General features: G+C 59.1%; 18 protein-coding genes. 11 read left to right on the top strand and 7 right to left on the bottom strand.

All coding sequences use genetic code 11. The features are described from left to right. Positions 1-8: 8 nt before the first annotated feature. Positions 9-1,169: a Fic family protein gene (locus tag ACP7B7_RS21415; protein ID WP_426077995.1), complete on the bottom strand. Its 1,161-nt coding sequence runs from the start codon at positions 1,167-1,169 to the stop codon at positions 9-11. 323 nt (positions 1,170-1,492) lie between these two features. Between ACP7B7_RS21415 and ACP7B7_RS21420 the strand changes: the two genes are divergently transcribed. Then, the gene (locus ACP7B7_RS21420; protein WP_426078014.1) at positions 1,493-2,629 is read left to right on the top strand and encodes a patatin-like phospholipase family protein; all 1,137 of its coding nucleotides are present in this window, start codon (positions 1,493-1,495) and stop codon (positions 2,627-2,629) included. A 3-nt stretch (positions 2,630-2,632) separates the two neighbouring features. Here ACP7B7_RS21420 and ACP7B7_RS21425 read toward each other — a convergent pair whose 3' ends face one another. The 3 genes from ACP7B7_RS21425 to ACP7B7_RS21435 form a co-directional block, all read right to left on the bottom strand. Then, complete coding sequence (locus ACP7B7_RS21425; RefSeq protein ID WP_426077996.1) at positions 2,633-2,950, bottom strand: hypothetical protein; 318 nt, start codon at positions 2,948-2,950, stop codon at positions 2,633-2,635. 53 nt (positions 2,951-3,003) lie between these two features. Then, the gene (locus ACP7B7_RS21430) at positions 3,004-3,156 is read right to left on the bottom strand and encodes a DUF3309 family protein (RefSeq protein WP_065307223.1); all 153 of its coding nucleotides are present in this window, start codon (positions 3,154-3,156) and stop codon (positions 3,004-3,006) included. 72 nt (positions 3,157-3,228) lie between these two features. Continuing rightward, entirely contained in the window at positions 3,229-3,669 is a 441-nt protein-coding gene (locus tag ACP7B7_RS21435; protein WP_308922274.1) for a glycine zipper 2TM domain-containing protein, read from the bottom strand. A gap of 273 nt (positions 3,670-3,942) precedes the next feature. Between ACP7B7_RS21435 and ACP7B7_RS21440 the strand changes: the two genes are divergently transcribed. The 3 genes from ACP7B7_RS21440 (at position 3,943) to ACP7B7_RS21450 (ending at position 6,168) form a co-directional block, all read left to right on the top strand. Beyond that, on the top strand, positions 3,943-4,506 hold the full coding sequence (locus tag ACP7B7_RS21440; protein WP_426077997.1) for a hypothetical protein: 564 nt from the start codon (positions 3,943-3,945) through the stop codon (positions 4,504-4,506). A gap of 80 nt (positions 4,507-4,586) precedes the next feature. Next, positions 4,587-4,898, top strand: a complete 312-nt coding sequence (locus ACP7B7_RS21445) for a BON domain-containing protein (RefSeq protein ID WP_152244645.1) — start codon at positions 4,587-4,589, stop codon at positions 4,896-4,898. Between the two features lie 82 nt (positions 4,899-4,980). After that, positions 4,981-6,168: an AI-2E family transporter gene (locus ACP7B7_RS21450; protein WP_426077998.1), complete on the top strand. Its 1,188-nt coding sequence runs from the start codon at positions 4,981-4,983 to the stop codon at positions 6,166-6,168. A gap of 296 nt (positions 6,169-6,464) precedes the next feature. Here the strand turns inward: ACP7B7_RS21450 and ACP7B7_RS21455 are convergent, their stop codons facing one another. Then, a complete protein-coding gene (locus tag ACP7B7_RS21455) occupies positions 6,465-7,412 on the bottom strand; it encodes a YihY/virulence factor BrkB family protein (protein WP_308922272.1) in 948 nt (315 codons plus the stop codon). Between the two features lie 71 nt (positions 7,413-7,483). Next, the gene (locus ACP7B7_RS21460; RefSeq protein ID WP_426077999.1) at positions 7,484-8,509 is read right to left on the bottom strand and encodes an OmpA family protein; all 1,026 of its coding nucleotides are present in this window, start codon (positions 8,507-8,509) and stop codon (positions 7,484-7,486) included. Positions 8,510-8,935: 426 nt separating this feature from the next. Here ACP7B7_RS21460 and ACP7B7_RS21465 point away from each other — a divergent pair, with 426 nt between their 5' ends. The 7 genes from ACP7B7_RS21465 to ACP7B7_RS21495 all read left to right on the top strand — a co-directional run bounded on the left by ACP7B7_RS21465 (position 8,936) and on the right by ACP7B7_RS21495 (position 23,968). Beyond that, a complete protein-coding gene (locus ACP7B7_RS21465; RefSeq protein WP_426078000.1) occupies positions 8,936-14,662 on the top strand; it encodes an alpha-2-macroglobulin family protein in 5,727 nt (1,908 codons plus the stop codon). Positions 14,663-14,667: 5 nt separating this feature from the next. Continuing rightward, a complete protein-coding gene (pbpC, locus tag ACP7B7_RS21470) occupies positions 14,668-16,812 on the top strand; it encodes a penicillin-binding protein 1C (protein WP_308925813.1) in 2,145 nt (714 codons plus the stop codon). A 206-nt stretch (positions 16,813-17,018) separates the two neighbouring features. Next, positions 17,019-18,359 carry an HlyD family secretion protein gene (locus ACP7B7_RS21475; RefSeq protein ID WP_308922269.1) on the top strand — a complete coding sequence of 447 codons (1,341 nt, stop codon included), beginning with the start codon at positions 17,019-17,021 and terminating at the stop codon, positions 18,357-18,359. A gap of 217 nt (positions 18,360-18,576) precedes the next feature. After that, positions 18,577-18,933 (top strand): phospholipase A2, encoded by a 357-nt coding sequence (locus ACP7B7_RS21480; RefSeq protein WP_308922268.1) that lies wholly within the window; start codon positions 18,577-18,579, stop codon positions 18,931-18,933. Between the two features lie 96 nt (positions 18,934-19,029). After that, positions 19,030-19,536: a hypothetical protein gene (locus tag ACP7B7_RS21485; RefSeq protein ID WP_308922267.1), complete on the top strand. Its 507-nt coding sequence runs from the start codon at positions 19,030-19,032 to the stop codon at positions 19,534-19,536. 187 nt (positions 19,537-19,723) lie between these two features. Beyond that, positions 19,724-21,823 (top strand): peptidase domain-containing ABC transporter, encoded by a 2,100-nt coding sequence (locus ACP7B7_RS21490; RefSeq protein ID WP_426078001.1) that lies wholly within the window; start codon positions 19,724-19,726, stop codon positions 21,821-21,823. Positions 21,824-22,234: 411 nt separating this feature from the next. After that, on the top strand, positions 22,235-23,968 hold the full coding sequence (locus ACP7B7_RS21495; RefSeq protein WP_426078002.1) for a M14 family metallopeptidase: 1,734 nt from the start codon (positions 22,235-22,237) through the stop codon (positions 23,966-23,968). 7 nt (positions 23,969-23,975) lie between these two features. Here the strand turns inward: ACP7B7_RS21495 and ACP7B7_RS21500 are convergent, their stop codons facing one another. Beyond that, positions 23,976-24,422: a hypothetical protein gene (locus ACP7B7_RS21500; protein WP_426078003.1), complete on the bottom strand. Its 447-nt coding sequence runs from the start codon at positions 24,420-24,422 to the stop codon at positions 23,976-23,978. Positions 24,423-24,445 lie beyond the last annotated feature (23 nt).

Here is a 24,445-nt window from a genome sequence, read left to right on the forward strand (position 1 = left end):
GAATCTTTTTATTTTTCCATGAAGCCGGGCACGAATCCCTCTTCGGTCAGGGCCTGGATGACGCCGCGCAGCAGGTAATTGTGCGTGAAACGGATAGCATATTGCCTGGCGCCCGGGTAGATCGCTTGCAGCATGTTCAGTTCCACCAATTTTTTTATCTGATAGGTGCGCTGGTTGTCGGTCAGCTTGGGCATGACTTTTTTCAGGTCTGCCGACTTCGCACTTTTCAGTCGTACAACTTCCAGCAGGACCTGGTGTTCGTCAGGCGTGATCAGTTGCCGCTCGCGTGACAGGCGGAGTGCCGGCACGAGAATTTTTTGCTCGATGTAGTCGTATCGCGTCAGCCGATCCACCTTCTGCAGTTCCAGTAAAATCCCCTCCAGCACGTAGATGCACCAGTTTTCAATGCCCTTTGTCGTCCCGGTATCCGCCGCACCGAGCATCTGGTAGTAGCGCTCCCGGTTGTTGCAGAAGACTGCGGTCGGATTCAATATGCGCCCATCCTTGACGTTGAATCCGTACTTGATGAGCAAGGCATAGGTCAGCAGGCGAACGACCCTTCCATTTCCATTTGAAAAAGGATGAATCCAGCCAAACCGGTGGTGGGTGAGGGCCACCTTCATCAGGTCGTATTTTGGCGCCGAGGCATGGTTGATGAAGTCAGTCAGCTCCTTCATGTACTGCGGCACCGCAACTGCTTCGGGTGGCAGATGTGCCGACATGGCAATCCTTACCGATCCCTCCCGATACGCGCCCGGTGTCTGGTCCCCTTCGCGCTCCAGCGTGCGGACGGCAATCTCGTGCAGCTCACGGATGAACGTTTCGGTCAATGGCGCGCCCGGTTCCATGGCCTGCTCGACATACCTCATCGCCAATTCGATGTTGGTGATTTCTTTCATCTGGTCGCCACCTCCAGCTGTGCCGCCGTCCTGTATGGTTGCGTCGACAAGGTCGGCCAGGGTGGTGTGATTGCCTTCGATGCGAGCCGACCCCAGGCTTTCCAGCATGTGGAAGATGTGCTTGAGCTGGAAGAACACGTCTGGCGGCGTGCTGCCGCCCAGTCGCAGGCGCCGGAGATGCTCCAGTTCGTTGACGACATCGACCAGCGGCGAGTCGAATGTCGGGTTGCATAGCTTGAGTTCAACGTGTTCGAACTTGGGATTGCTCATGGTATACACCCTTGCTATTGACAATGGTGTCAATAATTATCTCAAATTTCATCTAAAAAGTCTTTTTTAATCAATTGCTTGTAAATTTTTATGTAAACTATTAACTTGAAAAGATCGGTGAAGTATCTGGAAAATCGTCGCAAAGCATCAGGAAAACTATCTGTATCACGGTTTTCGGGTGTGATGTCGTATGCCGGGCTTGCAAGGTGCGCCGTGCGGCTGTGCCTTACCCATGCCATGCGTCCTGCGCCGGCCCGCGCGATCCCTTACAATGAATCACGGTGCAGCCTTGCACGCCAGAGCCCGGAGTTATCTTGACGACCATGATCAATCCCTTGAATCCCGCGCGCATGCGCATCGTGCTGGTGCTGCAGGGCGGCGGCGCCCTGGGTGCCTACCAGGCCGGCGTGTACCAGGCGCTGCACGAACATGCGCTGGCGCCCGACTGGGTGGTGGGCACCTCGATCGGCGCCATCAATGCGGCCATCCTGGCCGGCAACAAGCATGAGGACCGGCTGGTGCGGCTGAAGGAGTTCTGGCGGCGCGTGTCGCACCGCGACAGCATCGACATGACGCGCGTGGGCGATGCGCAGCGCCGCTCGAATATCTGGCTGGCCACGCTCGACACGGTGCTGCGCGGCGTGCCCGGCTTCTTCAAGCCACGCCTGTTCAGCCTGTTTCCCGCCGGCCTGGCCGTGCCGCCCGAAGAGGCGAGCTACTACGACACCAGCGAGCTGGCCACCACCCTGGAAGAACTGGTCGATTTCGACTACCTGAACCAGCCCGGCGGCATGCGGCTGTCGGTGAACGCGCTGCGCGTGAAATGCGGCAGCCTGCACAGTTTCGACAGCCAGCACCAGCGCCTGGACGTCGACCATATCCGCGCCAGCGGCGCCTTGCCGCCCGGTTTTCCCGGTGTGCGCGTCGATGGCGATCTGTACTGGGATGGCGGCCTGTATTCGAATACGCCGCTGGAAACCGTGCTCGACGACACGCCCCATGTCGACACCCTGGTCTTCATGGTCGACCTGTGGAGTTCGGAAGGGCCGGAACCGACCACCCTGGACGAAGTGCAGACGCGGCAAAAAGACGTCACGTTTGCCTCGCGCTCGAAGCGCCATATCGAGGACTACGTCAGCACGCATACCCTGCAGCACAAGCTGCGCGAGCTGTACGCGAAACTGCCCGACAACGCTCACAACCGCCAGCAGACCGAGGAGCTGATCGCGCTTGGCTGCGACAGCACCATGCACATCGTGCGCCTGCCGTATGCGGGCCGCGACTGGCATATGGCGGCCAAGGACATCAATTTTTCCAAGGGTTCGATCGAATGGCGCTGGGAGCAGGGCTACCAGGATGGCCTGCGGGCCGTCAAGGCGGCCGGCTGGCTGGCGTTCGTCACGGAAGACACGCCGCTGGTGGTGCACGAGCTGCCGCCGTACGAGCGCAGCACGGTATAGACGTTATTTCGGATGGGCCGCGTCGCGCAGTGCCTGCGCGTTGGCCATGTCCTGGCGATACGTGTCTTGCGCGGCTTTCAGGCAGGCGCTGCGATCGGAAGGTGCTTCCTGGCGGCAGGCTTTTTTTGCCTCGCCCAGGGCGGCGCCGATTTCCTTGTGCAAGGTGCGCAGCTGGGCTTGCGGCGTGCTGTCGGCCTGGTACCAGCGGGCCGGGTCGCCGGCTTGCGGCGTGCCGGTGGGCGTCCCGGTTTGCGCCAGGGACCATGGTGCGGCGCAGGCCAGCAGCAGGGCGGTCAAAGGGGTGGCGACAAGCTTGTTCATGGTAGTTCCTCTCAGAATGAAAAAAGGCGCCGCGGCGCCTTTTTTCGTTATCGTTACAGCCTGCCTGTCAGTAACAGCAGGATCAGGATCACGACGATCAGCCCGGCCACGCCGCTGGGGCCGTAACCCCAGCTGCGGCTGTGCGGCCAGGTCGGCAGCACGCCGATCAGCGCCAGGATCAAAATAACCAGAATAATGGTGCCCATGGTAACTCCTTGTAGTGTGCGGTAGGGGAAGGGCCCGGCGGGGCCATCACGCGGCGATCACGCCGTCATGGATTAATAGCGGTAGACGCGGCCGTCGATGACGCGCACGCGGTTACCCGGATTCAGGTCATAGATGCTGTCCTGCACCACGTTGCGGTACTGGCCATTGTCCAGGCGTACATTGATCTGGTAATTCTGTGCCTGCTGCTGGCGACCTTCGACCTGGTTGCCGACGACGCCACCGGCGACGGCGCCGGCCACGGTGGCGGCGGTGCGGCCGCTGCCCGAACCGATATTGCTGCCCAGCAGGGCGCCCGCGATACCGCCGACCACCGCGCCCGCGCCGCTGGTTTGTGCACGGCCCTGGACGGCCTGGATCGAATCGATGGTGCCATAGGTGGCCGATTCAGGCTGCGAGCCATTGTAGTTTTGCGATGGGGCGGTACTGGCGCAACCACTCAGTACGGCGGTCGCGGCAAGCATCAGTGCAGCCAAGGTGGCGTTGGTTTTCATTTTATTCTCCTGACGTTGTTAAAGTGCATGAGCTCATCTTAGGCAGGGCGAATGCCGCGGTCTGTACGCTGCCGCACGTACTTATTTGTTGCCTGATTTCCATATCCGGCATGGGCCGCTCTCTTCATTTGTGGTTATTTGTCCCCTGTTTGCCTTGCGATGTGAAATTAGCCAGCTTGTGTACGGCAGCGTACAGAACGTCGTCGGCGATCCACGTAAAACGGTAGTCATGCCACGCAGATCGGCAAAAGATCATCTACCAGGGAGCATCACATGAATAACAAAAATATCAGCAAGACCTTCGCCGCAGTCCTCGTGGGCCTGGCTTGTGCAGCATGGGGTGGCGCCGCAGTGGCCGCCACGCCGGAAGCAAAAGCCGCCTACAAGACGGCCAACGACCAGGCTGGCGTCAATTACAAGGCCGCTCACGCCGAGTGCGAAAAAATCACCGGCAATCCGAAGGACGTCTGCATCGCCGAAGCGAAAGCCGTGCGTGCCTATGACGAAGCGGTGGCCCAGGCCCAATACACGAACACCTTGCGCGCCTATACCAAGGCCCGCGTCAAGATTGCCGATGCCAACTATGACGTCGACCTCAAGCGCTGCGATGCGCTGACCGGCAACGACAAGGATGTCTGCGTCAAACTGGCCAAGTCGACCAAGGTGGCGGCCCTGGCCGATGCCAAGGCGGACAAGAAAGTCATCGAAGCGCGCAGCGATGCGCGTGAAGACAAAAGAAAAGCCGAGTACAAGGTCGCCACTGAAAAGTGTGACGCCCTGGCCGGCGCAGCCAAGGACGAATGTGTAAAGGCTGCAAAAACCCAGTTCAACTATTAAGCGTTTCAAACGCTTGAATTGAACTGTAATAAGAAGCTCATTTTGAGCACCCTTGATTGACCACTCCTAAGGAAAATACCATGAAATTCACCAAATCTATCGCTACCGGCCTGTTCGTTGCTTCCCTGTTCGCCGTTGCTGGCTGTGCTTCGACCCCAACCAAGGAAGGCACGGGCGAATACGTCGACGACGCACTGGTCACCACCAAGGTGAAAGCCAGCATCATCAACGAGCCGACCCTGAAAGCCACCGAAATCAACGTCGAAACCTTCAAGGGCGTGGTACAGCTGAGCGGCTTCGTTGCCCAGCCAGGTGATGCCGCCAAAGCCGGCGAAATCGCCCGCGGCGTCAAAGGCGTGAAATCGGTCAAGAACGATATTCGCGTCAAGTAATTTCAAGTCATTGTCCGTCCCGCCGAAGCGCCTGCCATGACGGCAGGCGCTTTGGCCATCCACAGACCGTAGCGGGAGTCTCATGAACCACCCAGCCGAACTTCCTCCCAAGGCGGTTGCCGCCGCTCCTGCCGAGCCACCTGCAAGCACGCCTGTGGAGCCCCAGCTTGACCCGGCCTTGCGCCTGCCGCTGCATGTCAATGCGCGTGGCCTGGCGCTCGGCATTATCGCCACTGTGAGTTTTGTCTATGCGCTGCAGTGGGCGCAGAAATTCCTGATACCCGTCATCTTCGGCATCTTCATTGCCTATACCCTCAATCCGCTCGTCGCCTGGCTGGAAAAAATCCGCTTGCCGCGGGCCATCGGCGCCACCGTGGTCACCGCGCTGATCCTGTTCGGCTCCATCGTCGTCATCGAGCGCGTGCAGGGTGAATTCGAATCCATCGTCGAAGAATTGCCGGCCGCCACGCACAAGCTGGCGCGCCTGATCGCCGCCAACACGGGCGGCAAGGAAAGCACGTTTCAAAAGATGCAGGCGGTGGCCAATGAAATCGAGCAGGTGGCCGCCGGCGCCGAAGCGCGCCGCAACGTGCGCCGCGCCGCCGCCGCCGAAGGCCCGAATTTCAAGATCATGGACTGGGTCTGGGCCGGTTCGCTGGGCCTGATGGGCTTTGTCAGCCAGGCCACCATGGTGATTTTCCTGGTGTTCTTTTTGCTGCTGTCGGGCGATACCTTCAAGCGCAAGCTGGTCAAGCTGACAGGGCCGTCGCTGAGCCGCAAAAAAGTCACCGTGCATATCCTGGAAGATATCAACACCTCGATCCAGAACTATATGTTCATGCTGCTGGTCACCAATGTCTTGCTGGCGCTGCTGATGTGGGTGGTGCTGCATTTCATCGGCCTGGAAAATGCGGGCGCCTGGGCCATCATGGCCGGCTTGCTGCACATCATTCCCTATTTCGGCCCCCTGTTGATCACCATCGCCACCGGCCTGGTCGCCTTTCTGCAGTTCGAATCGCTGGAAATGGTCTTGCTGGTGATGGCCACCTCGCTCGGCATCGCCACCCTGGTCGGGACCTTTGTCACCACCTGGATGACCGGGCGCATCGCCCGCATGAACCCGACCGCGGTGTTTGTGAGCCTGCTGTTCTGGGGCTGGCTGTGGGGCGTCTGGGGCTTGTTGCTGGGCGTGCCCATCATCGTCATCGTCAAGGTGGTGGCCGAGCGCGTGCAGGGCATGGAAGTGGTGGCGGAGTTGCTGGGAGAGTAGGTGGGGTAGGTCGGGTTAACCCGCAGGGCGTAACCCGACACCACCAGTGATGCCAACAATGTTGTCGGATTACTGAAAATGGCGGGCCGGAGGCGCGGGCCCGAGAAAATGCCGATGGCGGCGTTGCAGCTCCTCGCCGTACATGCGTACTGTCTTCGTCGCTGCGCCTTGCCCTCCCCGCTTGGCCCGGAACGCCTTTGCGGGCGGCAGTGGTGTTATCCGACAACAGTGTTGGCGCATGACGGCATAAAAAAACGGCATCCTCGGATGCCGTTTTTTATTGCGCAATAATCACATCACGACTGGTGCCGCTTCAATACCTTGGTCACCAGGTCGCCATCTTCCGTCTTCGGTGCGTCTTTCATGCTGCCCAGTTGTAAGGTGAACTGGCGCGTGAATTCGGCGCCGAGGAAAAAGATCTGCGCCGAGTAGTAAATCCAGATCAGCAGCGCCACCAGCGAGCCGGCCGCGCCATAGCTGCTGGCCACGCCGCTGTTGCCGATGTACACGCCGATCGCGTATTTTCCCAGCGAGAACATGAAGGCCGTGCCGAGCGCGCCGATCATCACGTCGCGCCACGACAGGCGCACCCGCGGCAGCATTTTGTAGATGACGGCAAACAGGCAGGCGATCACGCCGAAGCCGATCAGGTTCGACAGGACGGAAAACAGCACGGCGGCGTCTTTCCAGTGTCCTTCCCAGTAATTTTCCAGGATCGCCATGGCGGCGCTGATGACCAGCGACACCATCAGCAGGAAGGCCAGCACCAGCACCAGGCCAAACGACAGCAGGCGCGTGCGCAGCATGTCCCAGGCGCCCGATTCCTTCAGAGCCGGTACTTGCCAGATTTCATCCAGGCTGGCCTTCAGCTCGGCAAACACGCTGGTGGCGCCGAACAGCAGCAGGGCGCCGGCGATCAGGGTGGCGATGCGGCCTTGGTCGTGGTTCTGGGCGCCGGCCAGCACCAGCTGGATCGCTTCGGCGCCCTGCGTGCCGAGCAAGCCTTGCAGCTGGGCCATCAGTTCGCCGCGCGCGGCGGACTGGCCATAGAAAAAGCCGGCGATGGCGATCACCAGCACGAGGATGGGAGCGACGGAAAACAGAGTGTAATAGGCGAGCGCGGCGCCCTTGCTGGACGCGCGGTGTTCCAGCCATTCGGTAACGGAGCAGACGATGACGCTGCGCATCGTCTTGCCCAGCGGCGCCAGCCTGGCCAGGCGGGGATTGCGGCTAGAAATAGTCATGCGTGGCTTTCAATGGAAAAAAGGGGCCGCGGCCCCTTTTTTTAACAGTGGCGTACCACTAACAAACGTAATTATCGTACGCGGCGCTCGATCGTGATTTGCTCGACTTCAACGCGACGGTTCGGTTCCAGGCACTTGATCAGGTCAGCGCGTTTCTTGTTATCGCAAGTAACCACTGGATTGGTCGAACCCTTGCCTTCGGCGCTCAGGCGGTTGGCGGCAACACCTTTGGCAACCAGGTATTCCTTGACCGAATCAGCACGTTGCTGGGACAGTTTCTGGTTGTACTTGGCCGAACCGATACGGTCGGCGTAGCCGCTGATGACCACGTTGTTGACATCCGGTGCTGCGCTCAGCACGCGGGCGATTTCGTCCAGCTTGGTCTGGGTCGGGGCCAGCTTGGCGCTGTCGAACGCGAACAGTTCGGTCGCGGCCATCGTTACTTTTTCAAAGCGTGGCGCTGGTGGCGGCGGTGGTGGTGGCGGCACGACCACGACGACTTCTTCACGCACTGGCGGCGGTGGGGCTGGCTGGGCGGCGACCGGCGGTTTGTCGAAAGCGTAGTTCAGGCCGACGTTGACATACCAGTTGCTCGATTTGCTTTGTGGGAAGGTATTGCCGCGCAGGAAGCCATGCACATTGCGCACGTCCAACTGGGTCGACCACTGGTCGGTCAGCTTGCTCTGGAAACCCAGGCCCAGGTTGGCGTATGGGGAGCTCTTGCTGCGTTCGCCCAGAGGACCGTTGTCCTTGTCGCGCTGCATGCCGGCGCCGACGACGACGAACGGAGCGAATCCTGGATTACGGGTGAAGAAGTACAGGCCATCGACGCCCAGCGTATTTTGCTGGTAGCGGTTGCCATTGTCTTTCGAACGGGTGTAGGTGGTACCAAACTGCATGTCCCACTGTGGCGAAACTGGCTTACCAAAGCGCAGACCAGCGCCATAGCCGGTTTTGTCGGAAGAGAAATCCGAATCTGGTTTCGAAGCATTGATGCTTGGTTGAATGTACCAGGATGGATTGATTTCCTGAGCCTGTGCACCGAAGGACGAGCACAAGACGGCGGCGGCAACGGCGATTTTTTTTAAATTATTCACAAGTAACTCCCAACGTTAATAGAGATTTTTTCTTAACACATCAAACGACTAGATGGTCTGCGTTCTACTGCGACAACAATTCCAGATGCGCATGTTTTGTTTGAGATGCACTGCTGTTGGATTGGAGAATACGTTTCCGAGTTCAACCGGTCGGTGCGTTAGCGCACAAAGGATTGTTGTATATCAATGGTGTTGCAAAACTGAGACAAATACAACACTTTTAAGCACTAAATTGTTTAGTCCTTTTCACTACGCGGCATGAAATCGCCAGAGGGCACAGGCGTCTATCGTACGACTGGGCCATGCCGACCGATGTATATTAACAACAATGGCGAGCTTGATAACTTATACAACAGTGTTATAGCCAGCCTCGCCCGACCAGTCTGCTTTTTCCGCATTGTCAGCTGTCCTACCAGGAGCCATCCCGTGCCCAACCTCCACCCCAAGTCCATGCTGCTGTGCCTGGCCAGTGTTGTGCTGTCTGCCGTCGTGCAGCCCATGGCCCGGGCCGACAGCGGCGTGGCAAGCTTTTCGCCCACCGGTACCGTCAAGGCCGTGCGCCAGGTCAGGGTGCGGTTTGGCACGCCGATGGTGCCGTTCGGCGACATGGCGCTGCCCGCGCCATTCACCATCGATTGCGGCAAGGCGGCGCCGGCCGTGGTGGCGGGCACGGGGCGCTGGGCCGATGAGCGCAACTGGGCGTATGACTTCGAGCGCGACTTGCCGGGCGGCGTGGCCTGCACTTTTGCCTTGCAAGCCAACTTGAAGGACCAGGCGGGCAAAGCCGTGCAGGGCCAGGCCAGCTACCGCTTTTCCACCGGCGGGCCGGCCATCGTTGACGCGGCGCCCCATGACGGCCAGCGATATATCGATGAAAACCAGGTGTTCGTGCTGGGCCTCGATGCGGTGCCGGATGAGGCCAGCATTGCCGCCAACGCGTATTGCCGCGCCGACGGCATCAATGAAAAGATCGCCGTGCGCCTGCTGCAGGGCAAGGAACTGGAGCAGATACTGGCCTTGCGCAAGCATTTTCTCGACCGCTACCTGAGCGTGTACTTCAAGGCCCGCGGCAGCGAGTGGAAGAGCGGCATGCTGGCGCGCGGCAAGGGCGCGCCGCCGCTGCCCGTCACCGTGCTGCAGTGCAAGCGCAGCTTTCCCGCCGACGCCAAGGTATCGCTGGTATGGGGCGCCGGGATCGCCAGTGCCGGGGCTGGCGGCATCGCCACCGACAAGGCGCAGACCCTGAACTTCAAGACGCGGCCCGACTTCACGGCCCGCTTCAGCTGCCAGCGCAGCAATCCGAAAGAGCAGTGCATCCCCTTCCTGCCGATGCGCGTGCAGTTTTCCGCGCCCGTAAAAGCGGAACTGGTGCGCGCCATGACCTTGAAAGGCGATGGCAAGACCTGGCAGCCGAGCTTGGCCGAAGGCGAGGAAAAGGCCGAATTCCTCACCGCAGCGACCTTCAAGGGGCCGTTTCCCGAGCAAGCCAGCCTGGTGCTGGCGCTGCCGCCCACATTGCAGGACGACGCCGGCCGCGACCTGCTCAACCGCGCGCGCTTTCCCATGACGGTGCGCACCGGCGAGCAGCCGCCGCTGCTGAAGTTCCCGGCGCCGTTCGGCATCCTGGAAGCGAAAGGCGATGGCTTGCTGCCGGTGACGGTGCGCAATATCGAACCCGTCCTGTCAGGCAAGGAAATCGGCGGCATGGAGGGCGCTGCCGGCGCCACCTTGCGCGTGCCCGACCATGACGACAAGTTCATCATCGAGTGGCTGCGGCGCCTGGCCGGCGATGGCAAGGCAAGCGAGTACTGGCAGCCGAGTGCGCAATATGCGGGCGGCATGAAAAAATCCGTGCTCGACGGCATGACCGGCACGCGCGCCATCAAACTGCCGCGCCCGGCCGGCAAGAAAACGTTCGAGGTGATCGGCATACCGCTGGCCAAGCCCGGCTTTTATGTGGTGGAACTGGCCAGCCCCATGCTCGGCAAGGCCTTGCAGGGCAAGCCCTCCACGGCGTATGTCCGCACGGCCGCGCTGGTGACGAATATGGCGGCCCACTTCAAGCACGGCGCGCAATCGTCGCTGGTGTGGGTCACCTCGCTCGACAGGGGCGCCCCGGTGGCCAGGGCGCAAGTGGCGGTGCGCGACTGTGCCGGCAAGCTGCTGTGGCAGGACGTGACCGATAACAACGGCGTGGCGCAGATCCGCGAAGAGCTGGCCCGGTCCGGCTGCAAGAACAACGCCAATTATTTTGTCAGCGCGCGCAGCGGCGGCGACATGACGTTTACCTTGTCGGACTGGGTCGGCGGCATCGAATCGTGGCGCTTCAACCTGCCCACCGACGACACGCGCGCCGACAATACCCTGCTGGCCACGGTATTTGACCGCACCTTGCTGCGCGCCGGCGAAACCGTGCACATGAAGCATTTTATTCGCAGGCATACGGAGCAGGGCCTGGCACTGGTGGGCAAGGGCAATGGCCCGGGCAGCGCCACCTCGGTGGTGATTGCCCACCTGGGCAGCGAGCAGAAATACGAGCTGCCATTACGCTGGTCAAACAGTGGCTCGGCCGAGAACGACTGGGTGATCCCGCTGGACGCCAGGCAGGGCGAGTACCAGGTCAGCATGGCCGGCAAGCCGTCGGGAACGTTTCGCGTCGAAGCGTTCCGCGTGCCGACCATGAAAGCCGTGCTGCAGGGACCCAAAAACCCCGCAGTGCAAGCGTCGTCCGTCAGCCTCGACGCGCAGATCAACTACCTGGTCGGCGGCGCCGCCACCGGTGCGCCGGTCAAGCTGCGCACCTTGCTGCAGGACAAGCAAGTGACGTTTGCCGACTATGCCGATTACAGCTTCAGCAATGGCGATGTGAAAGAGGGCCTGGTCAGGCAAGGCACGGACGAGGAGGACGATGGCGGCGAATGGCAGGATGAAGGCAATGGCCGGCCTGGCGGCGCGCAGGCGGCGCGCACGCAAAGCTTGAATCTCGATCAGGCCGGCGGCGCGCGCATCGTGGTCGACCAGCTGCCCAAGCTGGCCACGCCGCGCGACCTGGTGGCCGAGCTGGCGTTCCAGGACGCCAATGGCGAGACGGCCTCGGTCGCCACCCGCGTGCCGTTGTGGCCGTCAAGCGTGGTGATCGGCATCAAGCCCGACGCCTGGGCCTTGAGCAAAGATCAATTCAAGTTTACGGTGGCCGTGCTGTCGCTTGATGGCAAGCCGGTGGCGAATGCGCCGGTGGCGGTCGACTTTTTCCAGCGCAACAGTTATTCCCACCGCCGGCGCCTGATCGGCGGCTTTTATGCCTATGAAAACACCAGCGAGATCGTCAAGCTGGGCCAGGCTTGCACCGGCCAGACCGACGCCAAAGGCCTGCTGCTGTGCGACGTCAAGGCGCCCGCCAGCGGCAATCTGATTTTGCGCGCCAGCACGCAGGATGGCGCCGGCCGCGCGGCGGTGGCCAACCGCGACACCTGGGTGGCCGGCGGCGGCGACTGGTGGTTCGACGCCAGCGATAATGACCGCATCGACGTGCTGCTTGAGAAGAAACGCCATGAACCGGGTGAACAGGCCAGCTTGCAGGTGCGCATGCCGTTTCGCGCCGGCACGGCCCTGATCACGGTCGAGCGCGAAGGCATACTCGACACCTATGTGCGGCAGTTGAGCGGGCGCGAACCGGTGGTCACGATTCCCGTCAAGCCCAACTACGCGCCGAACGTGTATGTGTCGGTGCTGGTGGTGCGCGGCAGGGTCGACGGCGTGCAGCCCACCGCCCTGGTCGACCTGGGCAAGCCGGCCTACAAGATGGGCATCGCCCCCCTGAACGTGGGCTGGCGGGCGCATGAATTGCGCGTGATGGTGGTGTCCGACAAGGAAGTGTACAAGACCCGCGACAAGGCCGAGGTGTCGGTGCGCGTGCGCCGCGCCGATGGCCAGCCGCTGCCGGCCGGCGCCGAAGTGGCGCTGGCCGCCGTCGACACGGGCTTGCTGGAACTGATGCCCAACGACAGCTGGAAGCTGCTCGACGCGATGATGGCGCGCCGCAGCCTGCAGGTGGAAACGTCGACCGCGCAGATGCAGGTGATCGGCAAGCGCCACTTCGGCCGCAAGGCCTTCCCGGCCGGCGGTGGCGGCGGCAAGGGCGCCAGCCGCGAGCTGTTCGACACCCTGCTGTTCTGGCAGGGCACGGTCAAGCTCGACGCCAAGGGCGAAGCGACGCTGCAAGTGCCGCTGAACGATTCATTGACGGGCTTTCGCATCGTGGCCATCGCCAGCGCCGGCCAGCAGTTGTTTGGCACCGGCAGCACGGATATCCGATCCTCGCAGGACCTGATCATTGTGTCCGGCCTGCCGGCGGTGGTGCGCGAAGGCGATCAGTTGCGCGCGGGCTTTACGGTACGCAATACCACCTCGGCTTCCCTGAACGTGGAACTCAATGCCAGCGCCGCCGGCAAGGCGCTGCCGCGCCAGAGTCTCACGTTGGCGGCCGGCGAAGCGCGCGAGACGGGCTGGGACTACCAGGTGGCTATGGGCGCGGCCGGCGTCGTGTGGCAAGTCAGCGCGAAAGCCGGCGGGCGCACCGATCAGCTGAAGATCACGCAGAAAGTGATGCAGGCCACGCCGGTGCGTACTTACCAGGCGACCCTGGTGCAGCTCGACCAGCCGCTCAATCTTCCCGTGCAACTGCCAGCCGGCGCCTTGCCGGGCCGTGGCGGCATCCAGACCAGTTTTGCCGCCAGGCTCGGTGGCGACCTGCCCGGCGTGCGCGAATACATGCAGGCCTACCCCTACACCTGCTTCGAGCAGAGCAGCTCGAAAGCCATCGCCTTGGGGGATAAAACCCTGTGGCAGGCCACCATGGCCAAGCTGCCGGCCTATCTCGATGCGGATGGCTTGCTGAAATATTTCCCGTCGATGGAGCAGGGCAGCGACAGCCTGACCGCGTATATCCTGGCGGCCAGTGCGGAAGCGGGCTATGCGATACCGCAGCAGGTGAAGAACCGCATGGAGGAAGCCCTCACCGCTTTCGTGCAGGGGCGTATCGTGCGCCATGCGGCGCTGGCCACCAACGACCTGGCGGTGCGCAAGCTGGCGGCGCTGGAAGCGCTGTCGCGCTCGGGCAAGGTGCCGCCCGATGCGCTCGAATCGATCAGCATCGATCCGAAGTTGTGGCCGACCTCGGCCGTGATCGACTGGTCGCTGCTGTTGCGGCGCACGCCGAAGCTGGCGCGCCGCGACGTGTTGCTGGCCGAAGCGCAGCAGATCTTGCGTGGCCGCCTGAACTTCCAGGGCACGACCATGGGCTTTTCCACCGAGCGCAAGGACAACTGGTGGTGGCTGATGGTGTCCGGCGACGTCAACGCCAACCGCCTGCTGCTGGCCGTGCTGGACGAGCCGGCCTGGAAAGACGATATCGGCCGCCTGATGCGCGGTAGCCTGGGCCGCCAGAAGAAGGGCCGCTGGGACACCACGGTGGCCAATGCCTGGGGCACCCTGGCGATCGCGAAATTTTCAGCGAAGTTCGAGTCCACTCCAGTCACGGGCGCCGTCGCCGCCAAGCTGGGCAGCGATACCCAAACGCTGGTGTGGAACAACGCCGACAAGCTGGGCCCTGTGTTGCAGGCCTGGCCGGCCGGCAAGGATACCCTGGGCCTGGCCAACAGCGGTAGCGGCAAGCCCTGGGCCACCGTGCAAAGCCTGGCGGCGATCCCGCTCAAGGCGCCGTTGGCTAGCGGCTACACGATCAAAAAAACCGTCACGGCGGTCGAGCGGAAAACGGCCGGCAAATGGTCGCGTGGCGACGTCTACCGCGTGCGCCTGGATTTGTCGGCCCAGGCCGACATGAGCTGGGTGGTGGTCGGCGATCCGATCCCGGCCAGCGCCAGCGTGCTGGGCAATGGCCTGGGCCGCGATTCGGCACTGGCCACGGCCGGCGAAAAAGTGGCGGGCCGGGTCTGGCCCACCTACGAGGAGCGCGCCTTCGACGCCTTCCGCGCCTATTACGCCCATGTGCCGAAGGGCACGTGGAGCGTGGAATATACGGTGCGCCTGAACAATGCGGGTGACTTCAGCCTGCCTGCCACGCGCATCGAAGCGATGTATGCGCCCGAGATGTTTGGCGAGAGTCCGAACGCCAACGTGCAGGTCGCGCAGTGAAAAGCATGGTCATTGCCGTGCTGTGCGCCAGCCTGGCCCTGCCTGGCTTGGCGCAGGCGGTGCCCACGCCGGCCCAGGTACAGGCCGCGTATCGCAGCTCGGAAGCGCGGTTGCTGGACCGTGGCGGTGCTGGCCTGCAATCGTTGCGGGTCGATATGCTGGCGCGCCGCCTGCCGTGGGTGGCGCTGGCCGATGTTTCTCCGGCCCTGCAGCAGGCGGTGCTGCTGGCCGAGGACCGGCGCTTCATGCGCCATGGCGGGGTGGATATCCCGGCGGTGGCCACGGCGGCCTGGGACAATCTGTTCTCCAGCAAGGCCAGGGGCGCCTCCACCATCACCATGCAGCTGGCGGGCCAGCTCGACCCCGCGCTGCTGCCGTCAAAAAGCGGCCGTAGCGTGGCTCAGAAATGGCAGCAGATGCGCGCCGCGCGCGCGATCGAAGCCAGCTGGAGCAAGGCGCAGATCCTCGAAGCGTATCTGAACCTGGTGTCGTTTCGCGGCGACCTGCAGGGCGTTGCCGCCGCCTCGAACTATCTGTTCGGCAAGGCGCCGTCGGGGCTGAACCAGACCGACGGCATTATCCTGGCCAGCCTGGTGCGCGCGCCCAACGCGCCACTGGCGGCGGTGACGCGGCGCGCCTGCGCGCTGGCGCAGGAGTGGCGCATGGACAGCAGCTGCCAGCTGATCGGCCAGCGCGTGCAAACGGCCTTGCAGCGCAGCAGTCAGTTCGCCGCACCAGCGCCGGCGTCGCAAGTGGCGCGCCAGCTGTTGAAGCAGGCCGGCGCGCAAGTGGCCAGCACCCTCGACGGTCAGCTGCAGCGCTTTGCGCAGGACAACCTGCGCCAGCAACTGGCGTCCCTGCGCGAGCGCAATGTCAACGACGGCGCCATCATCGTGCTGGACAACCGCAGCGGCGAGATCCTTGCCTATGTCGGCAATGCCGGCGGCAGCGAAGTCGATGGCGTGACTGCGCCGCGCCAGGCCGGTTCGACCCTGAAACCCTTTTTATATGGGCTGGCCATCGAGCGCCGCTTGCTGACGGCGGCATCCGTGATGGACGACACGCCGCTCGATATCGCCACCGGCGCCGGCATGTATGTGCCGCAAAACTACGACCGCAACTTCAAGGGTCATGTCAGCGCCCGCACCAGCCTGGCCAGCTCGCTCAATATCCCGGCCGTGCGCACGGTGCTGCTGACGGGCCAGGACAGTTTTTATAATCGCTTGAAAGAGGTCGGCCTGTCCAGCCTGACGGAGCCGGCCGAATATTATGGCCCCTCGCTGGCGCTGGGCTCGTCCGAAGTGACCCTGCTGGAGCTGGCCAACGCCTACCGCGTGCTGGCCAATGGCGGCCTCTACAGCACGGCCAGCGTGCGGCCGGGGCAGGCTGGCGCAGGCAAGCTGCGCGTGATGGAGGCGGGCGCCACCTTTATCGTCGGCGACATCCTGTCCGACCGCGCCGCGCGCAGCATGACCTTTGGCTTGCGCAATGAGCTGGGCACGAATTTCTGGAGCGCCGTGAAGACCGGCACCAGCAAGGACATGCGCGACAACTGGTGCGTCGGCTATTCCGAGCGCTACACGGTGGGTGTCTGGGTCGGCAATTTCGACGGCAAGCCCATGTGGGACGTATCGGGCGTGACGGGCGCCGCACCCGTCTGGCACGACGTGATAGCCTATCTGCACAGGCAGGTGGCCAGCCATGCGCCCAGGCCGCCCGCGGGCGTGCTGCAACAGGTGGTGACTTACCAGCCGGCGGTCGAAGCGCCGCGCCGCGAATGGTTTATCGCCGGCACTGAAAGCGCGCTGATTGCCGTGCTGGACGCCACCGCGCGCCCACCGGCCATCGTCTATCCGGCCGACGACAGCATCCTGGCCATCGATCCCGATATTCCGCAGCGCCTGCAGCGCGTGTTTTTCCAGGCGCAGGCGGGCCAGGGCTTGCGCTGGCGGCTCGACGGCAAGGACCTGGGGCCGGCCGACGATAGCATCAGCTGGAAACCGGTGCCGGGCCGGCATAGGCTGGCGCTGGCCAACGCCAGCGGCAAGGCGGTGGCGCAATCGGCCTTTCAGGTGCGCGGCAATGCGCTGGCGAGACTAGATTCGTCTGTCGTCACTGACATCATTCCACCTTTTTTTTCTGTTGACTGAAATTTCCCCTTTATTACAAGAAAATCAGATTCTTCGGATTGAGTGAAATTGTATTTTTACTAAAAATCCAGCCAATTTGTCAAGATAAAAAATTATTAAAAAATCGAAAAATTATCGAATAAGTTGATAAAAAATATTTACATTTCCATTCGGAAATTATACTCTTGCCATCTTCTTGCCTGAGGCTACTTGCTTTTTGAATTTTTATGTCGATTGATAATGAATCAGAATTGCCATTGTTTCGAGATGAAGTTGTAACTTCGTTCAATCAACAATGGTTGGGCGCTATTCGATTGAGTCAACCTTTATCCAACTGGTTAATCGCAGGTGTTTCTTTAATTATTGCAGGTGCTTTAATTGTTTTTTCTATAGTAGGTAGCGTAACAAAAAAAGCGCGCACGGCCGGTATCTTGATTCCTGATACGGGAAGTATTGGGATTAATGCAAGAAATGATGGTGTTTTAATTCGCAGTCTCGTGCATGAAGGTGACCGAGTATCTGCAGGTCAGACATTATTTGAACTATCGAGCGAGCGTCACAGCAGCGGTGGGGAATTGACTTTTTTGATCGAACAACAATTATTCAGCAGGCGGCAAAGCCTTGATGCGGAACAGCGTGTACGCATTGCGCAACATGGTGATAAAAAATCGGAAATTATTGGACGCCTGAAAAATCAGGAGACAGAGATGTTGCAGCTTGCACAGGAAATAGATCTGGCAAAGCGGCGTTATAACTTATCTCAAGAAAGTCTGAAAAAATATGAAACCTTGCAGGCAAATGGTTATGTCTCTCCAGTACAAACCCAACAGAAACAGGAAGACCTTATTGATCTTGGTTTGCGAGTTTCCAGCCTGACAAGAACGCGTCTTCAGTTGCAGGCTAATCGGCTGAACCTGGAGGCCGAGCAGGCCGCGCTGTTCAATAGCTTGTCAACTGATCTTGCTCAGCTACAAAGAGCACAAGCAATGTTAAAGCAGGAGGTTGCCGAGAACAGTAACCGCAAGGCAACTTTTATCATAGCACCACAGTCCGGCACGATTACAACTATCACCTATCAACGGGGACAGGCTGTCAATGCCGGACAACCGCTTGCAACCTTGATTCCTCAAACAGAGAAGTTCGCTTCTGGGCAAGATGGTCTGGTGCATGAGCCGACGCTGGAAGTGCACTTATATGCACCTAGCCGTACCGCAGGATTCGTGGCAGTTGGACAGATTGTACAGATTCGTTATCAAGCCTATCCCTATCAAAAGTTTGGATTGCAACGCGGGACGGTAACTGATGTAAGCAAGACTCCGTTTGCACCGGCCGAACTGCCACAGAATATTGCCAGCACCATCCTCTCCAATGCCCAGCAAAATATTGCCGGATTTAATGGTAATGAGGCGCTGTATCGTATCAAGGTCAAGCCTGATCGCCAGACGATAGATGCATATGGCAAGCTTCAGGCACTGAAACCGGGCATGACGCTGGAGGCTGACGTACTGCAGGATAAGAGAAAAATATGGGAGTGGATTGCTGAACCACTATTGGCCATAACACGCTAAGGAAACGCCACGAATGGAATTTCAATATTCATTTTGCAATATTTATGTCACATCTTGTCACGATAGCATGTTTTAGTCGGGAGCAGAACGAACAAGGCGTGACCTCATCCGTTCTGCTTTTACTACGAAAACCGGTCATTGTGTGACAGCACGCTGGCCGGTGGCATCAAACCATCTTTCCGGATGGTCAACTCAACCTAAAAACAGGATAACAAAAATGCGCATGATTGTACTAAAAGAATTGGCAGCGGTCGCTGGCGGTGGTGATGGTTGTACCTTGGTACCGGACGCCCCATTTGGTTTCAATTTCCGTGATGCTTGCGACATGCATGATAATAACTACAGCTCGGGTTCGCCTTACAGTCGCGCAGAAGCTGACGCGATATTTAAAGCAGATATGCACAATATTTGTGAAACGAACTATAACGATTCGTTCGCTTGCAACGTTATGGCGGAAGTGTACGGCGCAGGGGTTTCAATTTTTGGAGGCTCCTTTTATCAAGGTGGCGGAAGTAGCGGAAACGCTGGCGGACGAAGTAGCGACTTTGATCAAGTGATGAATGAGCTTTATTGATTAACGCATAATAATCGCAGGATTGAGGAACAAGTAAAATCGTGTTCCTCTTTTCTTCCCATAATGATGTAAATTGGTTTTTATCAGGGGATTATCTTGAAGAATTTATTTTGTTTTTTGATGTTTTTAATGTTTTTTTGTATTTCAGGATGTGCCGCCAGCATGACTTCCTCGCCGCGCGAACATTCAGTTTCCGGGGGGGAGATGGATTTAATTTTTTTAAAAGAGCCTCCATATATAAAAACAAAAAACAGGATGGATCTTTCAGGGATTAAAAAAAATGAAGATTTGATTGTTGTGAGGGAAGCAGTGAATCAGATAGCCAGATTCTTTGTGCAATTAAGTTTTGTTCAGGCCCCGATAGATGGTTTTTCAGAAATTGCCACAAAAAATGGCATGGCTAATATAAAATTTCCTCCAAAAAACAATCAGTATAATTATTATTTGGCAATAAAAATATATAATTGGGTACTGCATGATCCAGAAATGATATCGCTATCTGCAGAATTTCGTGGAGTTCCTGATAAAGGTAGCCCCTATTTTGATAAATTCGTTTTTGTGAAAAAAGATGGCATATGGCTATTTGATCGCCGTGAGCTTTAGTATTTTTCTCCCGTTGGAGATGGAAATTTCCCGATGATTTCCATGGGCGGGTTAATTGGCTATAGCGCCATGCATCGTGACATGATTTTTTCAGACCTGTTTTTTTCCACCACGCGGCGGCAGCGTGAGCAAGGGTGTCGCTTTTCGAGCTTGCTTGTAGCAGGCTGTGTTCCTCTCTATTTAATTTATGCACACTGTCCTACAAACGGAGTCCAGCGAATGTGGCTTGGCGTGCCTTGCCATGGTTGCCAGCTCTTATGGTCATCACACGGATTTGGCCGAATTACGTCGCCGTTTTCCCATCAGCCTGAAAGGGGTAACGCTGGAGCAGTTGATGCGTCATGCCGCATCAATGCAGCTCGCGGCACGTCCATTACGCTTGGAACTGGATGAATTGTCACAGTTGCAAGTTCCCAGTATTTTGCATTGGAATCTCAATCATTTCGTTGTTCTGAAAAAAGTCAGCAAGACGTGGCGCGGTGTCACTATGGTGACAATACTCGATCCTGCAATTGGTGAGCGCCGTATGCCGTTGAATACTGTCTCCAAACATTTCACTGGTGTGGCCATGGAGTTGGCGCCAAATGCTGATTTTATTGTGGCAGATGAGCGACGCAAGGTTGCCATACGCGATTTGACCGGCCATGTGCTTGGCCTGCGTCGTGCGTTAGTCCAGATATTGGCGCTTGCCCTTGCTTTGGAAATTTTTGCGATTGCGTCGCCCCTGTTCAATCAGTTCGTCATTGATGAAGTAATTGTCAGCGGAGATCTGGATCTGCTGAAAGTGCTGGTGTGTGGTTTTGCGTTGTTGATTGTTACGCAGACAGCGATCAGCCTCGCACGCAGTTGGTTTCTCATGCGTTGGAGCATGGATATTGGCCTGCAATGGTCAATACGTATCTTTGCCCATCTGACCCGTTTGCCGTTGTCCTTCTTCGAGAAGCGCCATCTGGGCGACATCGTCTCGCGCTTCGGCAGTATTGCTTCGATACAGGGAACACTGACTAGCCTGTTTGTTGAAAGTGCGCTCGATGGATTGATGGCCATTATGGCCTTGGGCATGATGCTCATGTATAGCCCCAAGCTGTCGTTCTTGGTGTTAGCAGCGGTCTTGTTGTATGCGTTGCTACGCTGGACGTTTTATCAGCCGTTGCGTGAGGCGTCTCAGGAACGCTTGGTCTTGTCGGCGAAAGAAAGCAGTCATTTCCTTGAAACGATTCGTGCCATTATGCCGCTGAAGTTGTTTGGGCAGGAGGCGGAGCGGCGGGTGCGTTGGCAAAACCTGAAGCAGGATGTGATAAACCGTGACGTCAAAATGCAGAAACTGAGTATTCTGTTCAAGGTTAGCAGCACTGCCATCTTCAGCGTACAGGGGCTTGCCTTGTTTTATGTCGGTGCTGAGCTCGTCATGAAAAATGCGTTGACGATCGGCATGCTGATGGCGTTTTCCAGCTATGCAGGAACGTTTTCCTCCAGATTGTTTAGCTTGATTGATTTGCTGGTCAGCCTGAAGATGCTGAGTTTGCATGCCGAACGTTTGGCTGACATCGTGCTTGAACCCGCTGAAGCGTTGCATGAACATGAAACGGATTTGCATCGTTTTGATTGCAGTCTGACCCTGAAAAATATTCGCTTTCGTTATGCGGAAGGTGAGCCTTGGATACTCGATGGCATCGATTTACATATTCCTGCGGGCCAGAGTTTGGCCTTGGTCGGTCCAAGTGGGTGCGGCAAGACGACCTTATGCAAGATTATTCTTGGTCTATTGGCGCCCAGCGAGGGAGAAGTCCTGATCGACAATGTTCCCATCACACAGATTGGTATGCGTGCATACCGGCAACTGGTCGGAACGGTAATGCAGGACGATGTATTGCTGGCAGGTTCGTTGCAAGATAATATTGCTTTCTTTGATGCTGGCGTCGAGCGTGAGATTGTTGAGCGCTGTGCGAAACAGGCGGCAGTTCATGATGAAATCGTGCAGATGCCAATGGGATATCAGACCCTTGTCGGTGACATGGGCAGCAGCCTTTCTGGCGGGCAGAAGCAACGCATATTGCTAGCCAGGGCCTTGTACAAGCAGCCGCGCATATTGGCACTTGATGAGGCAACTAGCCATCTGGATATGAATAACGAGCGCAGAGTCAATATGGTATTGAGCCAATTGCGGTTGACTCGCATCATGGTGGCGCACCGCCGGGAAACTATTGATGCAGCTGAACGTGTTGTTGGATTGCAGGCGGGAAAGGTTATGGAATTACGCCCGGCTCAGCCCTTGGTCGGCGGGTGACCATTGCTGAGGACGGCCACAAGGAGCGCTGATGATGTTCGTCAGCGCGATGCCGCAGGTGGGCCGTACGTCGCCGTCCTCGTCCAGCTAGTCCGCCATGATCCAGCCATCGACTCGGGCTTGGCATACATACTCTCCTTTTTCCTTGCTCCTAGCACCGGCGTCGTGAAGTTCAAACTTGCAGGTGTGGGAGAATCGGTGTGCGCCCATTGCCAGGCCTGCCAATACGCCGCTGCCGGTGGAAACTGCGTGCCTTGGCGTTTTCTGCTCAAGTGGCGCAATCTCAGGATAAGGAAAAGAACTAAAAACGATAATGAGATATCATTATCGTTAGTGGTGTCCTTTCGCCGTTTGTCCACGCATCCTGAAAGGCCGGTTTTGGCAACCTTGATTTCCTCCCTTATCTTATTCATGAGTACCAGTATTGCGGCCGCGGCCGCCATCGATGTCCTGCCACCCGCTTCGCCCTGGCATGGCGCCAGCGAACAGATTGCAATGGCCGCGTCGGACCGCTGGGCAACACCGCTCGAACAATCGAACTTCCTGGCATCGCCGGATTATGCGCAGACGATGGCTTATGTACGCTCGCTGGGCGCTGCCTCCAGGTTGATCACCGTGCATGCTTTCGGCAAGAGTTACCAGGGCCGCGAGCTGTTTTATGTGCTGGCGAAAAAGCCCGCGAACGGCGCGGGCGGCAAGAAGCCGGTGGTGCTGGTCCAGGCCGGCATACATGCGGGCGAGATCGACGGCAAGGATGCCGGGCTGATGCTGTTGCGCGATATCGCCCTGCGCGGCCGCGAGGATATGCTCGACCAGGTCGACCTGGTCTTTATTCCCATCCTGAATGTCGATGCGCATGAAAACGCCAGTACGGATGGCCGCCCGCACCAGCGTGGTCCGCAAGTGAAAGGCGCGCGCACCAATGCGCAGGGGCTGGACCTGAACCGCGACTATGCGCGCCTGCAGTCGCCGGAAATCGCCGCCGTCGTCAAGCTGCTGAAACAGTACGATCCCGCGCTGTATATCGACGTGCATGTCAGCGACGGCATCGATTATCAATATGACGTGACCTACACCTTTGCCGGCTGGGGCACGTATGCGCGCTCCAAAGCGACGGCGGATTGGCTGATGCGGGACTACCGCGCCGATATCGATGCGGCGCTGGCCAGACAGGGCCACGTGCCGGCGATCTACCCCAGTTGGGTCAACGAGGAGACACCGCACCTTGGCCTGCGCATCAGCGCCGAAGGGCCGCGCTATTCGACCGGCTATGGCGACTTTACGGGGATACCGACGGTATTGGTCGAAAATCATGCGATGAAGCCGTACAAGCGCCGGGTGCTGGGTACTTATGTGCTGCTGGAGCAGTCCTTGGCAACCGTGGCGCGCGACCATGCAAAGATAGCCGCAGCCAAGGCGCGCGACCGCGCGGCGCAACCGTCGCAGCTGATGGTGCGCTGGGAGCGCGAAGCGGCGCCGTTTGCCCGGCAGGCGTTCAAGGGGTATCGTTATGAGTCTTATGTATCGAAAGCTTCCGGCGCCACCGAGCTGCGCTGGACCGGCGAGCCGGTGACCATCGACATGCCGGTATTTGGCGTCAGGCCGATCAAGGAAGTGGCGCTGCCGCGCGCCTGGTGGATAGGCCCCGAGCAACAGGAAATTATCGGCTCGCTGCGCGCGCATGGCATTGCGATGGAGGTGCTGGACGCGCCGCGCAGCGTCACGGTCGAGACGGTGCGGATGGCGTCAGGCAAGGACAGAACGCTGCTGCGCTCGGCAAAGAACCTCACGCTGCCGCCTGGCGCCGTGCGTGTGCCGGCAAACCAGCCTTTTCACCTGCTGGCGACGGCCTTGCTGGAGCCGGACAGCGATGATTCCTACCTGGCCATGGGCTGGTTCGACCAGGCGCTGCCACCAGAGTCGTCCATCGCGCGCCATTTGCTGGCGCCATGGGCCGATCGGATGATGGAAACGCAGCCTGCACTGCGTACCGCCTTCCTGGCCGCGATTGCCAGCGACCCGGCCTTGGCCAGCGACCCGCAGGCGCGCTTGCGCTGGTGGCGGGACCGTTCGGACTATAAGGACCGCACCAGGTGGACGTATCCGGTGCTGATGGAACGCGACGGATCGCCGGCCACGCGGTGAGCTGGCCTCAACGGTCTGACATTTCCTCGATGGAAATGTCATGCAGGCCTCGCTGGCTCAGCACCTGCCCATCCTCGCGGATGGTGGCCCAGTAGCGTACGCCTTGCCGGGGCGTTTTTCCACCGAGATGGAAACCTCGCACATCCACGTTCATGCCCGCGCCGCAGGAGGTGCCGACATTGTGGAAAAATGTCTCGTCGAGCAGGAGGCGGGCCAGTGCGGACTGTGAAATATCGACTTCACTGCGCGTGCCTGCACGGATCGGTTCCACCGAATAACTGACTTGCTTCGTGGTTTTGTTTATATCGAGATAATAATATGCCTGTCCGCATTCGGCCTTGTACGTGACCATTTCTTCTTTTGCCGAACTGCCGGACGAGATGGTGACCAGGACACCCCAGGCGTTGCCAAGTGGCAGCAGCAGCAGGGGCAGGCATGCGAGGTATTTTTTCATGACAGATTGTTTTCAGGTGAGGT

The organism is Janthinobacterium sp. PSPC3-1 (assembly GCF_049896105.1).
GTDB lineage: Bacteria > Pseudomonadota > Gammaproteobacteria > Burkholderiales > Burkholderiaceae_D > Janthinobacterium.

Excerpts from the sequence above, each read along its gene's own strand:
- ACP7B7_RS21415 (WP_426077995.1), bottom strand. The coding sequence starts at position 1,169 with ATGAGCAATCCCAAGTTCGAACACGTTGAACTCAAGCTATGCAACCCG.
- ACP7B7_RS21420 (WP_426078014.1), top strand. The coding sequence starts at position 1,493 with ATGATCAATCCCTTGAATCCCGCGCGCATGCGCATCGTGCTGGTGCTG.
- ACP7B7_RS21425 (WP_426077996.1), bottom strand. The coding sequence starts at position 2,950 with ATGAACAAGCTTGTCGCCACCCCTTTGACCGCCCTGCTGCTGGCCTGC.
- ACP7B7_RS21430 (WP_065307223.1), bottom strand. The coding sequence starts at position 3,156 with ATGGGCACCATTATTCTGGTTATTTTGATCCTGGCGCTGATCGGCGTG.
- ACP7B7_RS21435 (WP_308922274.1), bottom strand. The coding sequence starts at position 3,669 with ATGAAAACCAACGCCACCTTGGCTGCACTGATGCTTGCCGCGACCGCC.
- ACP7B7_RS21440 (WP_426077997.1), top strand. The coding sequence starts at position 3,943 with ATGAATAACAAAAATATCAGCAAGACCTTCGCCGCAGTCCTCGTGGGC.
- ACP7B7_RS21445 (WP_152244645.1), top strand. The coding sequence starts at position 4,587 with ATGAAATTCACCAAATCTATCGCTACCGGCCTGTTCGTTGCTTCCCTG.
- ACP7B7_RS21450 (WP_426077998.1), top strand. The coding sequence starts at position 4,981 with ATGAACCACCCAGCCGAACTTCCTCCCAAGGCGGTTGCCGCCGCTCCT.
- ACP7B7_RS21455 (WP_308922272.1), bottom strand. The coding sequence starts at position 7,412 with ATGACTATTTCTAGCCGCAATCCCCGCCTGGCCAGGCTGGCGCCGCTG.
- pbpC (WP_308925813.1), top strand. The coding sequence starts at position 14,668 with ATGGTCATTGCCGTGCTGTGCGCCAGCCTGGCCCTGCCTGGCTTGGCG.
- ACP7B7_RS21475 (WP_308922269.1), top strand. The coding sequence starts at position 17,019 with ATGTCGATTGATAATGAATCAGAATTGCCATTGTTTCGAGATGAAGTT.
- ACP7B7_RS21480 (WP_308922268.1), top strand. The coding sequence starts at position 18,577 with ATGCGCATGATTGTACTAAAAGAATTGGCAGCGGTCGCTGGCGGTGGT.
- ACP7B7_RS21490 (WP_426078001.1), top strand. The coding sequence starts at position 19,724 with ATGCACACTGTCCTACAAACGGAGTCCAGCGAATGTGGCTTGGCGTGC.
- ACP7B7_RS21495 (WP_426078002.1), top strand. The coding sequence starts at position 22,235 with ATGAGTACCAGTATTGCGGCCGCGGCCGCCATCGATGTCCTGCCACCC.
- ACP7B7_RS21500 (WP_426078003.1), bottom strand. The coding sequence starts at position 24,422 with ATGAAAAAATACCTCGCATGCCTGCCCCTGCTGCTGCTGCCACTTGGC.